General features: G+C 39.7%; 19 protein-coding genes and 2 pseudogenes. 2 read left to right on the forward strand and 19 right to left on the reverse strand.

The genetic code is table 11. The features are described 5' to 3' along the window. Window position 1 precedes the first annotated feature (1 nt). Window positions 2-304 carry a hypothetical protein gene (locus BV60_RS0101180; protein ID WP_029318999.1) on the forward strand — a complete coding sequence of 101 codons (303 nt, stop codon included), beginning with the start codon at window positions 2-4 and terminating at the stop codon, window positions 302-304. Between the two features lie 213 nt (window positions 305-517). Further along, window positions 518-763, forward strand: a complete 246-nt coding sequence (locus BV60_RS0101185) for a LysM peptidoglycan-binding domain-containing protein (protein WP_051656423.1) — start codon at window positions 518-520, stop codon at window positions 761-763. Window positions 764-787: 24 nt separating this feature from the next. Here the strand turns inward: BV60_RS0101185 and BV60_RS0101190 are convergent, their stop codons facing one another. From BV60_RS0101190 to pxpB, 19 genes and pseudogenes are all read right to left on the reverse strand, one after another. After that, window positions 788-1678 carry a mechanosensitive ion channel family protein gene (locus tag BV60_RS0101190; protein ID WP_029319001.1) on the reverse strand — a complete coding sequence of 297 codons (891 nt, stop codon included), beginning with the start codon at window positions 1676-1678 and terminating at the stop codon, window positions 788-790. A gap of 78 nt (window positions 1679-1756) precedes the next feature. Further along, window positions 1757-3151, reverse strand: a complete 1395-nt coding sequence (locus tag BV60_RS0101195) for a GGDEF domain-containing protein (protein WP_029319002.1) — start codon at window positions 3149-3151, stop codon at window positions 1757-1759. A 63-nt stretch (window positions 3152-3214) separates the two neighbouring features. After that, window positions 3215-4066, reverse strand: coding sequence for a hypothetical protein (locus BV60_RS0101200; RefSeq protein WP_029319003.1), 852 nt, complete (start codon window positions 4064-4066; stop codon window positions 3215-3217). A 352-nt stretch (window positions 4067-4418) separates the two neighbouring features. Beyond that, complete coding sequence (locus tag BV60_RS0101205; RefSeq protein ID WP_029319004.1) at window positions 4419-5519, reverse strand: radical SAM protein; 1101 nt, start codon at window positions 5517-5519, stop codon at window positions 4419-4421. A gap of 67 nt (window positions 5520-5586) precedes the next feature. Next, window positions 5587-6126 (reverse strand): glutathione peroxidase, encoded by a 540-nt coding sequence (locus tag BV60_RS0101210; RefSeq protein WP_029319005.1) that lies wholly within the window; start codon window positions 6124-6126, stop codon window positions 5587-5589. 428 nt (window positions 6127-6554) lie between these two features. Then, entirely contained in the window at window positions 6555-6761 is a 207-nt protein-coding gene (locus BV60_RS0101215) for a hypothetical protein (RefSeq protein ID WP_029319006.1), read from the reverse strand. A gap of 10 nt (window positions 6762-6771) precedes the next feature. Continuing rightward, on the reverse strand, window positions 6772-7227 hold the full coding sequence (locus BV60_RS0101220) for a GNAT family N-acetyltransferase (protein WP_029319007.1): 456 nt from the start codon (window positions 7225-7227) through the stop codon (window positions 6772-6774). A gap of 158 nt (window positions 7228-7385) precedes the next feature. Next, the gene (locus BV60_RS21510) at window positions 7386-7724 is read right to left on the reverse strand and encodes a hypothetical protein (RefSeq protein ID WP_029319008.1); all 339 of its coding nucleotides are present in this window, start codon (window positions 7722-7724) and stop codon (window positions 7386-7388) included. Window positions 7725-7888: 164 nt separating this feature from the next. Then, entirely contained in the window at window positions 7889-8677 is a 789-nt protein-coding gene (locus tag BV60_RS0101230; RefSeq protein WP_029319009.1) for a class I SAM-dependent methyltransferase, read from the reverse strand. Between the two features lie 170 nt (window positions 8678-8847). Then, entirely contained in the window at window positions 8848-9711 is an 864-nt protein-coding gene (locus BV60_RS0101235; protein WP_029319010.1) for a GNAT family N-acetyltransferase, read from the reverse strand. Between the two features lie 473 nt (window positions 9712-10184). Beyond that, window positions 10185-10640, reverse strand: a complete 456-nt coding sequence (gene tnpA / locus BV60_RS0101245) for an IS200/IS605 family transposase (RefSeq protein ID WP_026529146.1) — start codon at window positions 10638-10640, stop codon at window positions 10185-10187. A gap of 200 nt (window positions 10641-10840) precedes the next feature. Continuing rightward, window positions 10841-11233: a C-GCAxxG-C-C family protein gene (locus BV60_RS0101250; RefSeq protein WP_029319011.1), complete on the reverse strand. Its 393-nt coding sequence runs from the start codon at window positions 11231-11233 to the stop codon at window positions 10841-10843. Window positions 11234-11235: 2 nt separating this feature from the next. Beyond that, window positions 11236-11829 (reverse strand): 4Fe-4S binding protein, encoded by a 594-nt coding sequence (locus BV60_RS0101255; protein WP_029319012.1) that lies wholly within the window; start codon window positions 11827-11829, stop codon window positions 11236-11238. Then, window positions 11816-12088 (reverse strand): ATP-binding protein, encoded by a 273-nt coding sequence (locus tag BV60_RS0101260; RefSeq protein WP_330376161.1) that lies wholly within the window; start codon window positions 12086-12088, stop codon window positions 11816-11818. Before BV60_RS0101260 ends, BV60_RS0101255 begins: the two co-directional genes overlap by 14 nt. Window positions 12089-12276: 188 nt before the next feature. Continuing rightward, the gene (gene alr / locus BV60_RS0101270; RefSeq protein ID WP_029319014.1) at window positions 12277-13467 is read right to left on the reverse strand and encodes an alanine racemase; all 1191 of its coding nucleotides are present in this window, start codon (window positions 13465-13467) and stop codon (window positions 12277-12279) included. 2 nt (window positions 13468-13469) lie between these two features. Beyond that, window positions 13470-13613: pseudogene (locus BV60_RS24440) on the reverse strand (LamB/YcsF family protein); the annotation flags it as partial. Window positions 13614-13622: 9 nt separating this feature from the next. Then, window positions 13623-14195, reverse strand: a pseudogene (locus tag BV60_RS0101275) (D-glutamate cyclase family protein); the annotation flags it as partial. After that, window positions 14185-15168: a biotin-dependent carboxyltransferase family protein gene (locus BV60_RS0101280; RefSeq protein ID WP_029319016.1), complete on the reverse strand. Its 984-nt coding sequence runs from the start codon at window positions 15166-15168 to the stop codon at window positions 14185-14187. The pseudogene BV60_RS0101275 and the gene BV60_RS0101280, both read right to left, overlap by 11 nt. A 40-nt stretch (window positions 15169-15208) precedes the next feature. Beyond that, on the reverse strand, window positions 15209-15925 hold the full coding sequence (gene pxpB, locus BV60_RS0101285) for a 5-oxoprolinase subunit PxpB (protein WP_029319017.1): 717 nt from the start codon (window positions 15923-15925) through the stop codon (window positions 15209-15211). Window positions 15926-16108 lie beyond the last annotated feature (183 nt).

The following is a 16108-nucleotide window of genomic DNA, read 5'->3' on the forward strand; positions in this document are numbered from 1 at the left end:
CATGTCATTTATTCTTGTTATGACTCTTTTTATTCCTCTGAAAATCACTGTCCTTGCAGAAGCACCGGAAATAACCGCAACATTGGATCTTTCCGGAATCAAGAAGTATGGTAATGTCGTTTTGTCAACAAAATGCAGTGAAATCCTTGATGCCGGATACAAATTTGGCGACGTGGTCACTGTATCATTTGCCGAACAGATACTTGATATACCATTTTGCAGCGACTACTCGGATATTGAATCCGGAACTCTTGGTATTTTTGCAAGACAGGAAGATGATGAAGACTCCGGGTGGTTATTATGATGAATATCAGCTACATCAGATGTCCTATACAACGGAGTAAAACCCGGCGATGACAAATATGATTTCATCATCAGTAACATAACCAAGAGTCTTGAATCAGCATTTGGAACAACCGATCTCAAAAATGTCGATTTAAAAGCCGAGGCAGATGATTACTTCACATCTATTGGACTTTCTGAGGATGAAAAGAATGCTCTGAGGGCCAGCCTTGGAGTGGCAGAAAATGATGCGCAGGAAGCTTCTGAAGCTGTGTCTGAAACAAATGACATTCAAGAATCTGCTGACGCTCCTGAAACACCCGGCACCACATACATAGTACAGCCCGGTGACTGCCTGGTGAAAATTGCAATACAGCAGCTTGGTGATGCAAACAAATGGATTGAAATCTATGAACTCAACAAAGATATCATCAAGAATCCGAGCCTTATACGCAAAGGCCAAGAGCTTAAACTAAAATAGAACATATTAAACAATTTCAGGGCTCTATACGTTGCCGCTCATTACTACATTGACATAGTTATATGGTATTTCGATTCCATTATCCTTTAGTGCATTAAATACAGCAGTATTCACCTCATCTTTTACTACTTCTGTTCTGATACCCTGTGGATAATAGATTGTTGCCCCAAGGACTATGGAACTATCAGTAAGTTCAAGAAAATATACTGATTTACTATTAGGATTATCAGGATTATAACCATCTTTATTTAGTGTCAGCGGATTTTCACAAATAGTCTTCCTTATTACCTCTTTAGCCTTTTCCAAATCCGTATCGTAGCTTACGGAATAATGAAGCTGTATAGACCTTGGAACATCCTCCTCATAGCTGAAGTTGGTTATGGTAACTCCATTAAGTCTACTATTAGGAATAATCAATCTTGTTGTATCAAGCTGCTGTATTACAACATGTCTCAGGTTCATTTTCTCCACAATTCCGGACTGTCCATCTTCCAACACTATTCTGTTTCCAATATCAAAGGGCTTATATATACTTATTTCCAACCCTGCAAACATATTTTTTATTACATCATTTGCAGCAAGTCCGACAATCGCTGCTATTACTGCAGTACTTCCAAGCAATGACTGGGCAAGTTTATCACCTCCCATAGGAACAACAATGAAAAATGCTATTATCAGCACTGTAATAGCCTTTTCCACGAACTGAATAGTAATACTGTTTCCGTGCTTTGCCTTGATCTTTCTGAAAATCATTTTGCATATTTTGTACACAATATATATAAAGAAGCAATAGACAATAGAAAGCAGAATAAAAATAAATATAATTCCAATAATTAGGACTATTTTTTCTTCACCGGTAAACTGATTAGAAGTAGCGTTTATTATCACTGTTAATAACTCATAAACTGTCTTCATAATAGAAATCCACCCCCACCATAACTTATCCTATTATATATTCCTACAATTTTATTATATTTAGCTTAATTGTAAGTTTTAGTTTAATCTTCCGTAATATGCTTTCTTATCCTGATACATCTGCTCATCAGCTGCCTGGATAGCAGTATTTAAATCATATTCACCATGGCAATATACACTACCCACAGCAAAGCTTACGTCGTATGTATTATCTGCCATACCCTTTAATTGACGTACCTGCTCGTTCATCTTTTCCTCAGTGATATTCGGGCAAAGAACCACAAATTCATCTCCTCCGATGCGATAAATCTGATTGTCAGCAAAGACAATCTTTAAAAGAGCTGCAGCCCTCCTTAGCAGTTTATCTCCAGCGTCATGCCCCTTTTCATCATTAGTCTTTTTAAGTCCATTCAAATCTGCAAATACAACAGCCATAGATTCAGGGAAATGTCCGGGTTCCTTGACAAGTTCAGCAATGTACTCGTCCATAGCATTACGGTTGCCAACCTGTGTCAATGCATCTACTGTGCTCTTTATTTCCAGTTTAGACATTAACTGATGGTTTTTTATAACCGCAGCAAACAAAAACGTTGAAAGCTCCAGCGTTTCCTTTATCTTATCCGTCTTTGTCGCATCATAGTTTGCAGCCCAGATAAAGCCTACCAACGTCTGACCATATCTGATAGCATAGAGAATGATATTGTGGATCCCATAACTGCATAAGGATTGATGCCAGGCAGGATCTCGTTCTTTTATGATATGAAGATCATCATCCAGCAAACAGTCAGAAAGCGCCAAATCATCTTCCCAGGCCTTTGCCACTTCAAAAGGAGTGCGCCCCATCATCCGGGCAAGTTCTTCCATAAACTGATTTCGCATTCCGCTAGCATCTATAAATGAACACTCCTGCGTATCCTTATCTACCGTATACAGGGCACACCTTTCAGCACCGCAGAATACTCTGATCTGCGCTGCAACATCAGTAACAGACTGGTAAAAATCCTGTGCTTCATGTAGCTTGATTCCTATATCCAGCACAGCACTGGCAACTTCCGGAGACTTCATAGACATTGAATCCGTCTCCACCTGATCTGAAAAAGTTATCACGTAAAGACAGAATAGTCTCCTACTTCCCGCAGGTGCTCCCGGCAATTTATCATCATCCCAGATATTCGATATAGGCAGATAAAAACCCTTAAGCCAGACCCCGCGGGCATTAACATATGAATACAAAGGGCTGGAAGTACTTGCACATTTATAAACATAATTCTCAAAATTCAGATCCATCCAGTAATTTCGGTACGATATTCCGGGATAAAATTCCGGTGCTGCAGGATTCATCTGAAGCATGCTTACATTTTTCTTATTAACTGCCATCAGTCGAATCTCGCTATAACTTCCGTCTTCCAGAAGATCAAAAGAATACAGACTTGCTAAGCCGTCTATACCCTCTATCCATGACTGATAATCCATATAATTTCCTACCTCTTATAAGTCTATTATCCATAGACATAATTTTCTTCTTTAACTAAAATTTTATGATATTGGGAGCTGTTTTCCAAATTCATCGTTTAGTGTTTTTGCAATCTCCTGGCATGTACCTGCATCAATTCCTGCCTTGGCAAGTTCCATTCTTACATTCATTTCGAATGTTATCTGATTTGAATTCTTGCACACCTCAAGTAAACTTTTAGCGTAGCCACTGTTTGCAGCTCCTAATACCTTTTTAATCTGAGCAATTGTGGGAATCTTTACAGATTCTTTCTTTGTCGAAGAAGCCTTAGGTGTTTTTTTCTCCTTATTTTCAGGTTTGCCTTCCTTTTTTGGCGCAAAGTCAGTCATCTTATTTGTGATCATTGGTCTTTTCTTTGCCGGTGCTGACTTTGTTTCTTTCTCATTTGTTTCAGACTTTGTTTTCTTCTCCGAAGTCTTTACAGTCTCTTTATCAGAAGGTGTTTCCTTCTTTTCTTCCTGCTTCTTTATTGCCTTATCGCTGGAGGGTTCAGACTTCTTCTCTTTTGTCTCGACTTCTATGTTCACCTTTTTGCGTGGCTGCTTTTTAGAAGAAGCTTTTAATTCTGAAGAAGGGGCAATCCCTTTTTTGAGAACATCATCATCTGTATAGAGTTCATATTCATTTTCATCTGCTGTAAGCTGACCTATAAGCACCGCCTGGGCAATACGCAAAATGTTTTTTCCTTCTGCAAAAGTATCCTTTATCTCAGGAAGGAGTTTTACCTCCATGTTCCTTACCATCTCATTCTGATACGCAGACACAGGTATGGAATCGTTTGCTGATGCAATGACAATGACCCTGTCCTTTGCAGCATCCTTAGTGTTTAATTTTTCAGGGAAATACCCCTTGCTGAGAACTATGATATGTAGCATTTATGCCTCCTGATATTTTTGCTGTGCTATATACAATATAGCAGCAGTCAAAACATGAAATATATATTCTTAAGCAAAATTAGAATATGTATGTAAATACAATAGCACATTTTCTTGATAAGCCAAATCATAACTTTTCCTGTATCCTATGGTACCGGCTATTCTTATAGCATTTATTAATGAAAAGATATAAAAAAATTGTCAAACCTCTGCTGATTGCATAAGATTTGACAATTTTTTTATTTATCAGCCCGATACCAATCGGTCGTGCATACTAAAGTGTTATTATTAGACATTTCATATGCAAGCAGTTCGATTTACCTCCCAGCTTGTCCTGGAAGTCATGGAACATTTAACTAATGAAACTACCTAGAATTGCCTCTACTTCATGTCTCTTTTCATACAGCACACATCCGCCATCATGATCATCCAGCAGTACCCCTTCATTTTGTAATGCCTTGAATAATCTTGAGTTCATTGCTTCCCTGAGGGATGTGTCCTTCACATTTATATCTGAATATGGTGAGAACGGGCAAGGCTCAGCTCCGCCATGCGAATTGATATGGAAAAACCCTCTGCCTGCTGCAATACATCCACCAGAGTTCTTCTCGTCTCCCGGAAAAGATACAAACACCATTTCAGGATGTTCCTGTCGCAGCCTCATGATTTCTTTTCGCAGATATTCTCTTTCCGCATCTTTAGGAGCAAGGTGCTTTGAATCATCCGTAACAGGTACGAACTCAACAAAAATCACCGCTTTACAGCCCTTGTTAGAGAGTTTACCTATAAAGCTTTCTGAGGATACATCCTTAAAATTTTCAGTTGTCACAGTCACTGATGCCCCATAAATAAGCCCCCGGCGCTGCAGTTCATCCATATTTGAAGCAAGCTTATCATAAACACCCTCGCCACGCCTTCTGTCAGTTGCTTCCTTCTCACCCTCAATACTCATAATAGGGATAAGATTCCTGTTTTCATCAAACATATCAAAATACTTATCAGCCATATATGTTCCGTTGGTAAAAATAGGAAACAGGATGTTCTGTTTCTTACCGGCTGCTTCGATGACGCCTTTCCGAAGAAGAGGCTCTCCACCTGCAAGAAGAATGAAACTTACTCCCAGATCATCTGCCTCATCAAACACTTTCAGCCATTCATCATCAGACAGCTGACTGACAGGCGCGGAATCTTCCGTAGCATTGTTGCATCTTGAATAACATCCCGAGCAGTGAAGATTACAACTGCTTGTTATACTTGCAATAAGAAACGGTGGGATGTGCTCGCCTTCTTTTTCCAGCTTAGCTCTTTTCTTTGACGCTGTTTTTGTTGCCAATGCAAACTTGGCCATATAAACACTTTCTTTTGGGTTCTTGAGAGTAGCTTTTACAGCGTCTGAAACTACCCTTTCAACTCCGTGTGTCATATATTCCTGAATGTTAAAATCCTTACTCATAATTCCAAAATATACAGTAAAATCGTAAATGTTAGTTTCTGTTAACTTTTCAATTGATAACCAAATCTCAAAGAAGTGATTTGATGCATGCCTCAACATCCGCAACATCAGCAGTAGGTTCAAAACGTGCTACCACTTTGCCTTCCCTGTCCACTATAAACTTGGTAAAATTCCACTTGATATCGGGCTTCTTGTCCCATTCAGGATCAGCTTCCGCAAACATCTTCTCAAGTACTTCTCTGTATTGATGGTCCTGGAAGCCTTCAAATCCTTTTTGTGACTTAAGGTATGTGTATAGAGGAAGCTCATTATCCCCATTTACATCAGCCTTTTTCATCTGAGGGAAAGTTGTGTTGTAGTGAAGAGTACAGAACTCATGAATCTCATCATCGGTTCCGGGAGCTTGACCACCAAATTGGTTACATGGGATATCCAGAACCTCCAGTCCCTTGTCATGATAATTCTCATAAAGCTCTTCTATGGGCTTGTACTGTGGTGTAAAACCACAGCCGGTAGCTGTGTTCACAACCAAAATAACCTTTCCTTTATAATCAGCAAGATTTAGCTCTTCTCCGGTTCCTGTAGTAACTTTGTAATCATATATCATTTCCTATGCCCTCCAATCAATCTTCTGTTCTATAATTCTTTACCCAAAAATGACAAACAGGGGCCTCAGGCATTGGACTGCCGGTAGGAACAGACTTAATTACCTCCTGCCCATTTTATATATTTTGCCATATTTAATTGGATACAATGTTATTATAATACAATTATTTATAAAATCAAGCCCCAACTTTATAAAAACAGACTCAAATGTACTTATCTGAGCCTGTCCTAAACTTATTTTATATTCAACTTTAATTCTTGCAGAGTGCTAACGCATAATACTATCCGATGCCTTTTGTATCCGGCTGGCTGCTTCCTGTGGGGTAATGTGAGATAATGCCAGCTCTTCAAGAGCATCACACACGGCAAGGCTTAAGTCTTCATACTTAATCCCTCTTGTTCCTGCAACATTTATTCTTCCGTTGATATCTAGTCTTCTTTCAACTGTTCCTCTTCAGTAACTGCAATACAGGATTCTTTTTTTCCTAATGCATCTTCGAAAGATTCCAGAGTCTTTTCATAAGGATTTAAAGAATAACACCCTTTGAAATTCACAGATGCCTTATTGTGATAGTCTGATAATTCACGAATACAATCGTACAGTTTGCTCACCTCGTTCTGTGTTATTTCTCTCATACTCTTTCTCCTACATTTTTGTCAGAACCATACATTCTGTTGAATCGGTAAATCCAATACTCTTATAGAGCGGTCTTCCTAATTCGGTTGCATCAAGACTTATTTCCGTTGCACCCTTTTCCCATGTTTTTTCTATTAACAATTCAACCATTTTCCGGGCAATTCCCTGACGGCGGTATTCACTTCTTGTATAGACATTCATAAGATGAGCTCTCTTCCCGGTTGGGTGATAAAAAGTCGGCATTATCCTTAAAAAACTCATGGATGCACATCCAATAGCCGTGTCGCCATCCATCGCAAGAACAGTCAAATGGTCTCCATTCAAAAAGTAATCGCGACTCTCAGTTATTATTTCATCAGAATACTCATAGTCTTCTGATAAATTATTCACTACTTTAAGCATCTCAAGGCGAATGCTCATCAAACTATCTATATCATCTTTTGTAGCAATTTTTATTTCTATCATCTTTCATCTCCCGGCTCACTTATATATGTACTATCTGTCACACCATATCATTTTCCTTCAGCCAACCGACAGATTTTTTCAAAGCCTCAATGGTCTTCGTTTCCAGGACACATCTGGCTTTTCTCTCCTTAGCCAGACATAATTATCCGATACAAGGTTCATTTCAAATTCATCTCAAGTTCCAGGCAGTCCCATGTTTCACCATTTATCTCATAGGTATCGGTATCCGGCAGGTCCTTCAATCCTACTGATTTGTAGCAATAGTAGGCTGGTTCGTTGTTCTTAAATACTCCAAGAGATACCTTCCTGGCACCATAAATCTCTTTAGCAAAAACGAAACCCAGCACCGCATTGAAGGTTACTGCCGAAAAGGTACTGAATCTCTCAAATAATCCGAAAACTGCCTTAGGCATAATCCCTGTTCCTATAGGTCCAATGAGCATTGCTGCAAGGCACCCACCATTGCTGTATACGACAGTAAACTGATTATTCCACATATTCCAAGTTTATATAGTTTCATAGTGTCCATCCTTCACTATTACCATAATAATATCTGTTAGTTTATTCCTTCGCCAGTTTTCTAATTAAAATTACACTAACACACTTGCAAAAAAGCAGACTCATATGCACTTATTCAGGTCTGTTCTACACTTATTTTATATTATTTTCTTACCTGTAGTTCAGCAAATGAGACATAGTGTTTGACATCGAACACTTCCGGAGCGTTTTCATTAAGCATCCTAAAATGCTCCTCATCCCATGCTCGAAGCTGTGCTTCGTCCATTGCTGCTCCCACTCCTCTGCAGGCGCGCATGCGTCCATGCCAGCTTTCCCTTGTGAATGTAACATCAACCCGGAATTCCTTTTGCATCACCATGTCAAAATTTTCAAATAGTTCTTCCGGAACAAAAACAGGGTGAACTGTATCTCCGTATGAGGACCAGTTAGGATTATGTTTTAGGATGATTTCCTCACTTTTTCCTGCGATAGTATCCTCATAAGGAAGCCATCCCATATACAGAATCAGCAGTTTCCCGCCGGGCTTCAACATCCTCGCATATCTCCCGGTTATCACCTTAGCATCCAGATACCATATGCATTGACATATGGTTATGACATCAAAAGTATTGTCAGGATAATCCACCTCTTCCGCAGGACAGGCATAAAACTCAATATTCATTCCCTGATCAGCTGCAAGTAGCCTGGCCTGCTCTATCTGATTCTCTGAAATGTCGGTTCCAATCCACCCGGCACCAAACTGATACATATTTCGTGGAAGAACCCCAGTCCCGGTTCCGATATCCAGAACCTTTTGCCCGTCCTTGCAAAGTCCCAAATCCAGAATTTGCTGATAAAACTCTTTCGGATAAATATCCCGATATTTTGCATAATCCTTTGACGTATTTCCCCAGTCAAAAGCTTTTCCGTTATCAATATCTGAAATTTGCATAGTCCGGTTCCTCCACTTTACACATATTTTTTTGTTTCGATTATACATCATCCTCTTAGAAAGATTTGGACGTCCTAAAAAAAGCTAATATGATTAAAAATTGTTTTCAAGAAAAATCTAAAAAGTTTTTATTTGAAATGGACAATGCATCACAACAAACAAAAGTCCGGTTATGCATGTGTTATCGCCTGAAGCATGTATTCTTCATCACCGTTTTCTTCAAAGAACTTTCCTTTAACAAAAAAAGTGGTATCTTCCTCATGAAGTTCGTTTTTCTCAAAGCCATTTACATCATTTGGAGTAAAGCAAAGGACAACCTTTTTCACCTTAGATCCAAAGGAAGTAATAACCTCGTCCAAAGATCCATCTCCGATGATAGTATAAAGGATCAGCGTATTATCCTCCAGTTCAGCAACTGCGTAGCTGTCGCAAGCCTCAATATAGAACAGATTCTCCGTCATAAACTGTGACAGATAGAACATATATAATCCGGAATTTCCAACCATATACATCGCAGCATTCTGGCTTTTGGTGTCAAGAATGCGTGCAGCCTTATCAAAATCATCCTTACTGCTTAGAGGAACCATTACCGCTTTATTATCGCCGGTTATCACTACTTCTTTTGAATACTGATATTCCTTTGCCTCTTTAAAGCCGAACCTGGGATAAAACTCAAGGACAGAGTCATTGGCAAATAGATAAATGCCATCTACCTTTTCTTCATAATCCTTCATGATCTCTTCCATCAGCATTCTGGCATAGCCTTTTCCTCTGTGATCAGGATCTGTCATAATTGTTCCCAGCTGAATCAGCTTTACTATTTTGCCCTTATAATTCATGTTGCAGGCATTTACCGAAACATTGGATACTACCTCACCGTCTATCGTGACAGAATACGGAATATAATTATCCTGCCAAAAACCATTTTGATACCAGTTTTCGAAGTTAAGACCAAAGGTCTTTTCAGCAAGTCTATTGAATGATGCTCTAAGAGCCTCGTTATTTCTGTAATTTTTTTCTATGCAAATACTCATGTTATTTCTCTTTCTAATCTATAATTTTTTTAGGCCAACAACAGATTCCCACCTCTAGTGCTCTTTCTTCCTTAAGGTGAAAATCCGCATATTTACAGTACCAGCAACCCTGCAAGCTTGGAATCGCATCCTCTCTTCTATGAGCGCATCCGGATGATCAAATACTCTGACCTGTGCTTTTACAGATTTTCTTTCAAAATCTTGTCCTCCATAATCTTCATATCTTCAATAATACGCTTGTATTCGTTTTTTGAGGAGTCCAATATTTTTCATTCGGTTCCTCCAATTTCAATCAGAATTCTTCTTTCTATATTCATGTTACTACAATCATAACCACCCGTCCAACGGGTGGTTTGCTCGCCCCTATAAGGGGCAGTTACCGGCCAGCGCCTAAAGACGCTGGCTTTCACTTTGTTCAAGCCTTTAACGCCTTTGACTCGTCGCAGCCCTTGAAAGGGCGCTTGTAATACCGGCTACCCCTTGAAGGGGTCCTCATACTCTTTCACACTCAGTTTATCCATTGCTATATCATGTTTTTCTTGTTCCTGAATGTACTTCTTTATTGTCGCCTCATTAAGTCCCACTGTACTTACATAGTATCCCTCTGCCCAGAAATGTCTGTTTCCAAACTTATATTTCAAATTTGCGTGCTGATCAAATATCATCAGCGCACTCTTTCCTTTTAGATATCCCATAAACTGTGATACGCTAAGCTTTGGTGGAATACTAACCAGCATATGTACGTGATCTGGCATTAAGTGTCCTTCTATAATCTCTACTCCCTTATAAGCACAAAGCTGTTTCAAGATATCTCTTATACTTGCCTTGTATTGATTATAGATTATTTTTCTCCTATACTTTGGTGTGAACACTATGTGGTACTTACACATCCATTTAGTGTGTGCTAAACTATTTGCCTTATTGGCCATTAAAATCACCTTTCCTTTCGTTATAATTTAGGCTTGAACATCCAAAATTATAACGGAAAGGTGATTTTTTTGTATAACAAACACCGCGCACCCGCATAGCGGGTGGTTGATATTTCGCACGCTTCGCGAGCTCAACTGGGTCACGACCCATAATAAAAAACAGACCTTATCACTTACACTGATTACGGTCTGTTTTGCACTTATTTTATATTCATTATCTCACCATAAATTACGACAGCATTTCTAACACACTCTTCACAGCGGCAGAGGGGTTTTCCGTCAGTGATTGCCTTAAGATCTTTGCATTTCAATGCACCGCACCTCTTGCCAAATTCCTCCTGTATCCGTTTGGTAACTCCCAGTGTTCCTTTCCCTTCAGTATTAAGCCCGGCTATCATTCCCGCTCCTATGAGTGCTCCACATGTAGCTTCAAGGTTGCCCATTCCGGCACAGAACCCTGCTGATACCTGCTTAAGCTGTTCCTCCGTAAGCTTTGTCTGATCGGATAATGCTGCCGTCACAGCCTGGGCACAGTTATACATTCCTGAATTTTTTAATTCCACAGCCTTTTCGGCTCTCTCACTTAGTGTCATGATTATTTTTTTCCTTTCCCTACTTTGATTCTGCATATTCCCTGAGTCATAGTTCCCATGGGACAGAATGAGCACCATGTTCTCTCTTTATACAATGCCATTACAATCAGTCCAATAAGAGTTGATGTAAGCATCAAACTATAAAAGCCAAAACCAAACTGTGCAACCCAATCAGGGAATGCACTTCCATTATACGCCCATTTCCACGGAACCCTAAATGTCCAAAAAAGCTTTATCGTCTTTCTAAGTGAGTTCGTACCTGAAAACACAAGATATGTCTGGAACACCATAGTCCCAAACATTGTCATGAAGAATGCCAGGAATCCGTACCTGAACCATTTGGAGGATATCCATCCGGGCGCAGGCTTACTACGGGAACACTTACAGTTTCTCCCGAGCACCCAGAAAAGCTGCCCTCTTCCACAAAACTTATTGCAGAACATTTTGTTTCCGCCCGCAATTGCAAATATAAGTGGAACTATAAAGTCAATCATTCCCAGCCACGCAAACAGAATATTAAAGAATCCAAGTGCAAAATATACTATTGTCCATATCCATAGGTAATCATACCAGTGTTTTGTCTTATTTGATGCCATCATGTATCTCCTCTACCTTAATCGAACCTGCAGGACATGCTCTCTCGCAAATTCCGCATCCAACACATTTATTGACATCCACGACTGCATGACAGCCTTTATAGATGTCTATTGCCTCTCTTGGACACTGCAACGCGCAGACACCGCAGGCAACACATCTTTTTATATCATTAGCTGCCTTTTTCATTTGAAATTCTTCTCCTTTTTCATCGTCATAGAAATTGCCCTTCTTGATGAACTCAAAATAAGGTATGCTCATAACTACTTGTTTTTCTCAGCTCATGCCTTTATTATAGTTGGTACATATTTTATATCAAGTACGCAGTTTTTATTTATCTGGTAAGGAAAAGTATACCATGAGAAAACAAAAAGCCTCATCCCCATTCTTCATGAACACAAAAAACGGGGTGAGGACAATCTGTAAACACTATCGCATCTCCTGTAGCATCATACTAAGTACTTATTCATTTCATGCTTATAAATACGTGGTACTCTTCCACTTATTTCACAGGCAAACTCATAATTGAACCTACCGCTTTTTTCTCCCAATTCTTCCAGTGAAATCGATTCTTGATTTTCATCAGCTGAGGATCCATGGCCTATGAGAACCACCTCATCACCCTCTTTTACATCATCAATATCAGTGACATCAACCATAAACTGATCCATGCATATTCTGCCAAGAACAGGGGCTCTTTTTCCACTGATAAGAACCTGCCCTTTCCCGCCTGACAGAGTTCTGGGATATCCATCTGCATATCCCACCGGTATAGTTGCAATTTTCATTTCCTTGTCAGCAACAAATGTACCTCCGTAACTCACTTCTGTTTTGGGCGGAATAGTCTTAACATATGTGATATGACTGATCATGGAAAGTACCGGATTTATCTGTATTTTTTCTTTATCCACTTCTTCAGATGGCCACATGCCATACATTGTGACACCGCACCTTACCATATCCATATGTGCCTCTGAAAGCTGGATTATACCTGCGCTGTTGCAGCAGTGTTTCAAGGTGAAGTGCACTCCTTTTTTCTCTTCTACTCCATAAACAAATTTCTCAAAGGTTTTAAAGCATTTTCTCGCACTTGCAAGGTTCTTTTCATCTGCTCTTGCAAAATGCGTAAAAATGCCCTCAACCTTTATTCCTTCTGTCTTAAAAGCTTTCATGATAAATTCTTCACCTTCAGTGTCCGGTCTTATACCGATCCTGCTCATTCCGCAGTCAACTGCTATGTGGACGTAAAACCTCTCATCTTCCGCTGACTTGCGATTTTCCTTCCAGCATTTTGAAAGCTCTGCTAACATGTCTTCTCTGAATACAGTAGGTCTTATTCCTTCCATAAGCATTCTTCTGTACGCATAAGGAAATGTGTATCCTAAAACCAGTATTGGTTTGGTAATGCCTTCATCGCGAAGCGCAAATGCTTCTTCTGCTGTAGCAGTGGCAAATCCCCAGATATAGTCCTTTACTTCAATCATACTTGCTATAGGGGCTGCTCCCATGCCATATCCATTAGCCTTAACTACCGCCAGCATCTTTGTTCCATCAGGAAGGGATGCATGCATGTTTTCAACATTTTTATTAACAGCCTCCAGATCGACCTTTGCATATACTCTGGCATATGTATCTAACATCACATTGCTATTGCAAGCTTCTTGTCCTTTGCAGCCATGTTGTACATAGCACCGTGTGGCTTTACATGTGATAACTTCACATCATGAGATTTGCAGAACGCATATAAGGCACCAATCTGATACTGAACCATTGCCTTAAGCTCTCTTTTGGGCATCTCTCCGGTTACCAGAACTGCCTTTGGAACAAGCTCATACGGTATCGGTCTCATACTGACAACCATTGATCCACTGAACATTCCGGCTTTTTTACAGGCAATATTTGTCAGGTACATCGGGACATTACAGCCCATTTCAATATGTCTTACCGGAATTCCCGCTTTTAGCAATTCATCCTCGAAGGAAAAGCTGCATCCTATAAGGAAACTGACAAGATCATCTCTCCAGTAATTCTTCACATCTGTGTATTCCCCTGTAAGTACTCCGTTTTCAAAAATTCTGTACTTAGGAATATCCCTCCTGATGTCTGCTCCGTTTGCCACTTCTCTGATCAACACCTCTCCAGCCTCAAGAACCTCGAGTATCGGACATGCTTTGGGATTTCTCATGGCAAATAGCAAAAAATCATAGGCGTATTTCTTTGGAAGAGAAATGAGATTTGCTTGTGCGTAGCCTTCACACATGCCACTTGTCTGTCCTATAATTTCCCCTTCTCTTATGAGCTGTCTTACTTCTGCCGGTGTAACTTCCGCGTATTTATTTGTAACTATCTTCCCCTTTTTATCTTGCATGAATTACCTCCGGATAATAAATCATCTCCACCCCCGGAGTTGATTCATATATATATGCTAATAAATCCCAAAAATTCAATTTCTGAACATCTTCAATATCTACCTGTTTAAATCTGATAACATCCCCGGGCCTTGCCTGTGCCAGGAATTGAAGATCTTCGCTAATTACCGTTGCTATTTTTGCATATCCTCCGGTAGTCTGATGATCTGCCATCAGGATTATTGGCATTCCGGATGAAGTGACCTGAATTGAACCAAAGGTTATTCCGTCCGATACTATGTCAGTCGGTGCGTTTGCTTCTACCTCTTTTCCATCCAGTCGTATTCCCATCCTGTCTATGTCTGTAGATACTTTGTAGGATGTATTAAAAAAATCTATCAGGCCATTCTCGGAAAAATAATCATCCTGGGGTCCGGGTATTACTCTCACCTGAATCTCTGAACTATATTTACTGGGAGTAGCTTTTCTTTTCAAAATTCTTCTTAACTTAAGTGCTGAATATCCTGGATCTCTTATATCAAGTGTGTCCCCGGCCTGCAGCTTTCTTCCTTTATATCCGCCAATTCCGCACTTGATATTAGTAGATCTGCTTCCCAGAACTATCGGAACATCAATACCGCCTGCAAAAGCCAGATAAGCTCTTATACCGTTTTTTGCAAATCCTAATTTTAATGACTGTCCCTTCCTTGCCATGTAGGCTTTTCCTCTTGAAACAATTTCGTCATCCAGCGTAGCATCCATTTCCGCGCCCATATAACCAAATACTGTATCTTTATCAAAAAGTAATTCAGGTCCCATGAGTGTGATTTCCAGAACTGCTTCACCTTTTTTATTTCCCACAAGGTAATTCGCTTTCCTATATGAGTTCTTATCCATGGCACCAGATTCACTTATTCCGGAATCCATATATCCAAATCTTCCCTCATCCTGTACAGTCGTCATTGCACCGGGATTTAATATCTTTATACTCATAACCTTATCCCCCTATCCCATATGATGATTCAGTCCTAACTTATTCTTCATATTCCGTACTGTAATTATGAAGTTCAATCTCTCTTCTGATATCTTTATATTCATCTCCTGAAACAGGCTTAAATCTTATGTATTCTCCGGCTTCGCAAAGGATTGGCTTTTCTCTTTTTATGTCGTAAAAATCAAGTGGTGTACTTCCTATAAGTCTCCAGCCTCCGGGAGAATCCATCGGATAAACACCTGTCTGTGAACCTCCGATCCCAACTGACCTTGCGGGAATTTTAGTTCTCGGGTTTTTTAGTCTTGGAATGTTTATCCTTTTATCAAGGCCTCCAAGATAAACAAAACCGGGAAGGAATCCCAACATGAATATCTTGTATTTCATACCTGAGTGGATACTTACTATCTCTTCCTTTGTGATATTCAGCTCCTTTGACATTTGCGTAAGATCCGGCCCATAAATGTCGTCGTAGCAGCACGGAACTATGAGTGTTTTCTTATCTTCATCGGCGTTGCTCTTTTTTTCATAGCCAAGACTTTTCACCATGTTGACTAATCTTATGTAGGAGATTTTCCTGGGATTATAAAAAATCATTAGGCTTCTGTAAGTAGGAAGTATTTCCCTGACTCCTCTTATTCTCTTGTTTTTTATTGATGCAGTCATGGAAATGACCCTGTTATTTACTTCATCATCTATTGTTTTTCCAAACTCGATGACCATTGCTTCGTCACCTGCAGGTAAATATCTGACTTCCATACAATCACCATCCCTACTAAAGCCAAGTGGCGAGGATATCCTTTATTGACATCCTCGCCACTTAGCAAAATAAAAAAGCGAGGAAATATCATGAATTATGAAACGTCCTCGCCTCGCTTGTTCAATATTATTTTTAGAAACAAAATAGGGCCATGCATCTATGCACAGCCCCTTTGCTTGAAA

The organism is Butyrivibrio sp. AE3004, from assembly GCF_000703165.1.
Taxonomy (GTDB): Bacteria; Bacillota; Clostridia; order Lachnospirales; family Lachnospiraceae; genus Butyrivibrio.

Coding starts and splice junctions, on each gene's coding strand:
- BV60_RS0101180 (WP_029318999.1), top strand. CDS start 2: ATGTCATTTATTCTTGTTATGACTCTTTTTATTCCTCTGAAAATCACT.
- BV60_RS0101190 (WP_029319001.1), bottom strand. CDS start 1,678: ATGAAGACAGTTTATGAGTTATTAACAGTGATAATAAACGCTACTTCT.
- BV60_RS0101195 (WP_029319002.1), bottom strand. CDS start 3,151: ATGGATTATCAGTCATGGATAGAGGGTATAGACGGCTTAGCAAGTCTG.
- BV60_RS0101200 (WP_029319003.1), bottom strand. CDS start 4,066: ATGCTACATATCATAGTTCTCAGCAAGGGGTATTTCCCTGAAAAATTA.
- BV60_RS0101205 (WP_029319004.1), bottom strand. CDS start 5,519: ATGAGTAAGGATTTTAACATTCAGGAATATATGACACACGGAGTTGAA.
- BV60_RS0101210 (WP_029319005.1), bottom strand. CDS start 6,126: ATGATATATGATTACAAAGTTACTACAGGAACCGGAGAAGAGCTAAAT.
- BV60_RS0101215 (WP_029319006.1), bottom strand. CDS start 6,761: ATGAGAGAAATAACACAGAACGAGGTGAGCAAACTGTACGATTGTATT.
- BV60_RS0101220 (WP_029319007.1), bottom strand. CDS start 7,227: ATGATAGAAATAAAAATTGCTACAAAAGATGATATAGATAGTTTGATG.
- BV60_RS21510 (WP_029319008.1), bottom strand. CDS start 7,724: ATGTGGAATAATCAGTTTACTGTCGTATACAGCAATGGTGGGTGCCTT.
- BV60_RS0101230 (WP_029319009.1), bottom strand. CDS start 8,677: ATGCAAATTTCAGATATTGATAACGGAAAAGCTTTTGACTGGGGAAAT.
- BV60_RS0101235 (WP_029319010.1), bottom strand. CDS start 9,711: ATGAGTATTTGCATAGAAAAAAATTACAGAAATAACGAGGCTCTTAGA.
- tnpA (WP_026529146.1), bottom strand. CDS start 10,640: ATGGCCAATAAGGCAAATAGTTTAGCACACACTAAATGGATGTGTAAG.
- BV60_RS0101250 (WP_029319011.1), bottom strand. CDS start 11,233: ATGACACTAAGTGAGAGAGCCGAAAAGGCTGTGGAATTAAAAAATTCA.
- BV60_RS0101255 (WP_029319012.1), bottom strand. CDS start 11,829: ATGGCATCAAATAAGACAAAACACTGGTATGATTACCTATGGATATGG.
- BV60_RS0101260 (WP_330376161.1), bottom strand. CDS start 12,088: ATGAGCATACCTTATTTTGAGTTCATCAAGAAGGGCAATTTCTATGAC.
- alr (WP_029319014.1), bottom strand. CDS start 13,467: ATGTTAGATACATATGCCAGAGTATATGCAAAGGTCGATCTGGAGGCT.
- BV60_RS0101280 (WP_029319016.1), bottom strand. CDS start 15,168: ATGAGTATAAAGATATTAAATCCCGGTGCAATGACGACTGTACAGGAT.
- pxpB (WP_029319017.1), bottom strand. CDS start 15,925: ATGGAAGTCAGATATTTACCTGCAGGTGACGAAGCAATGGTCATCGAG.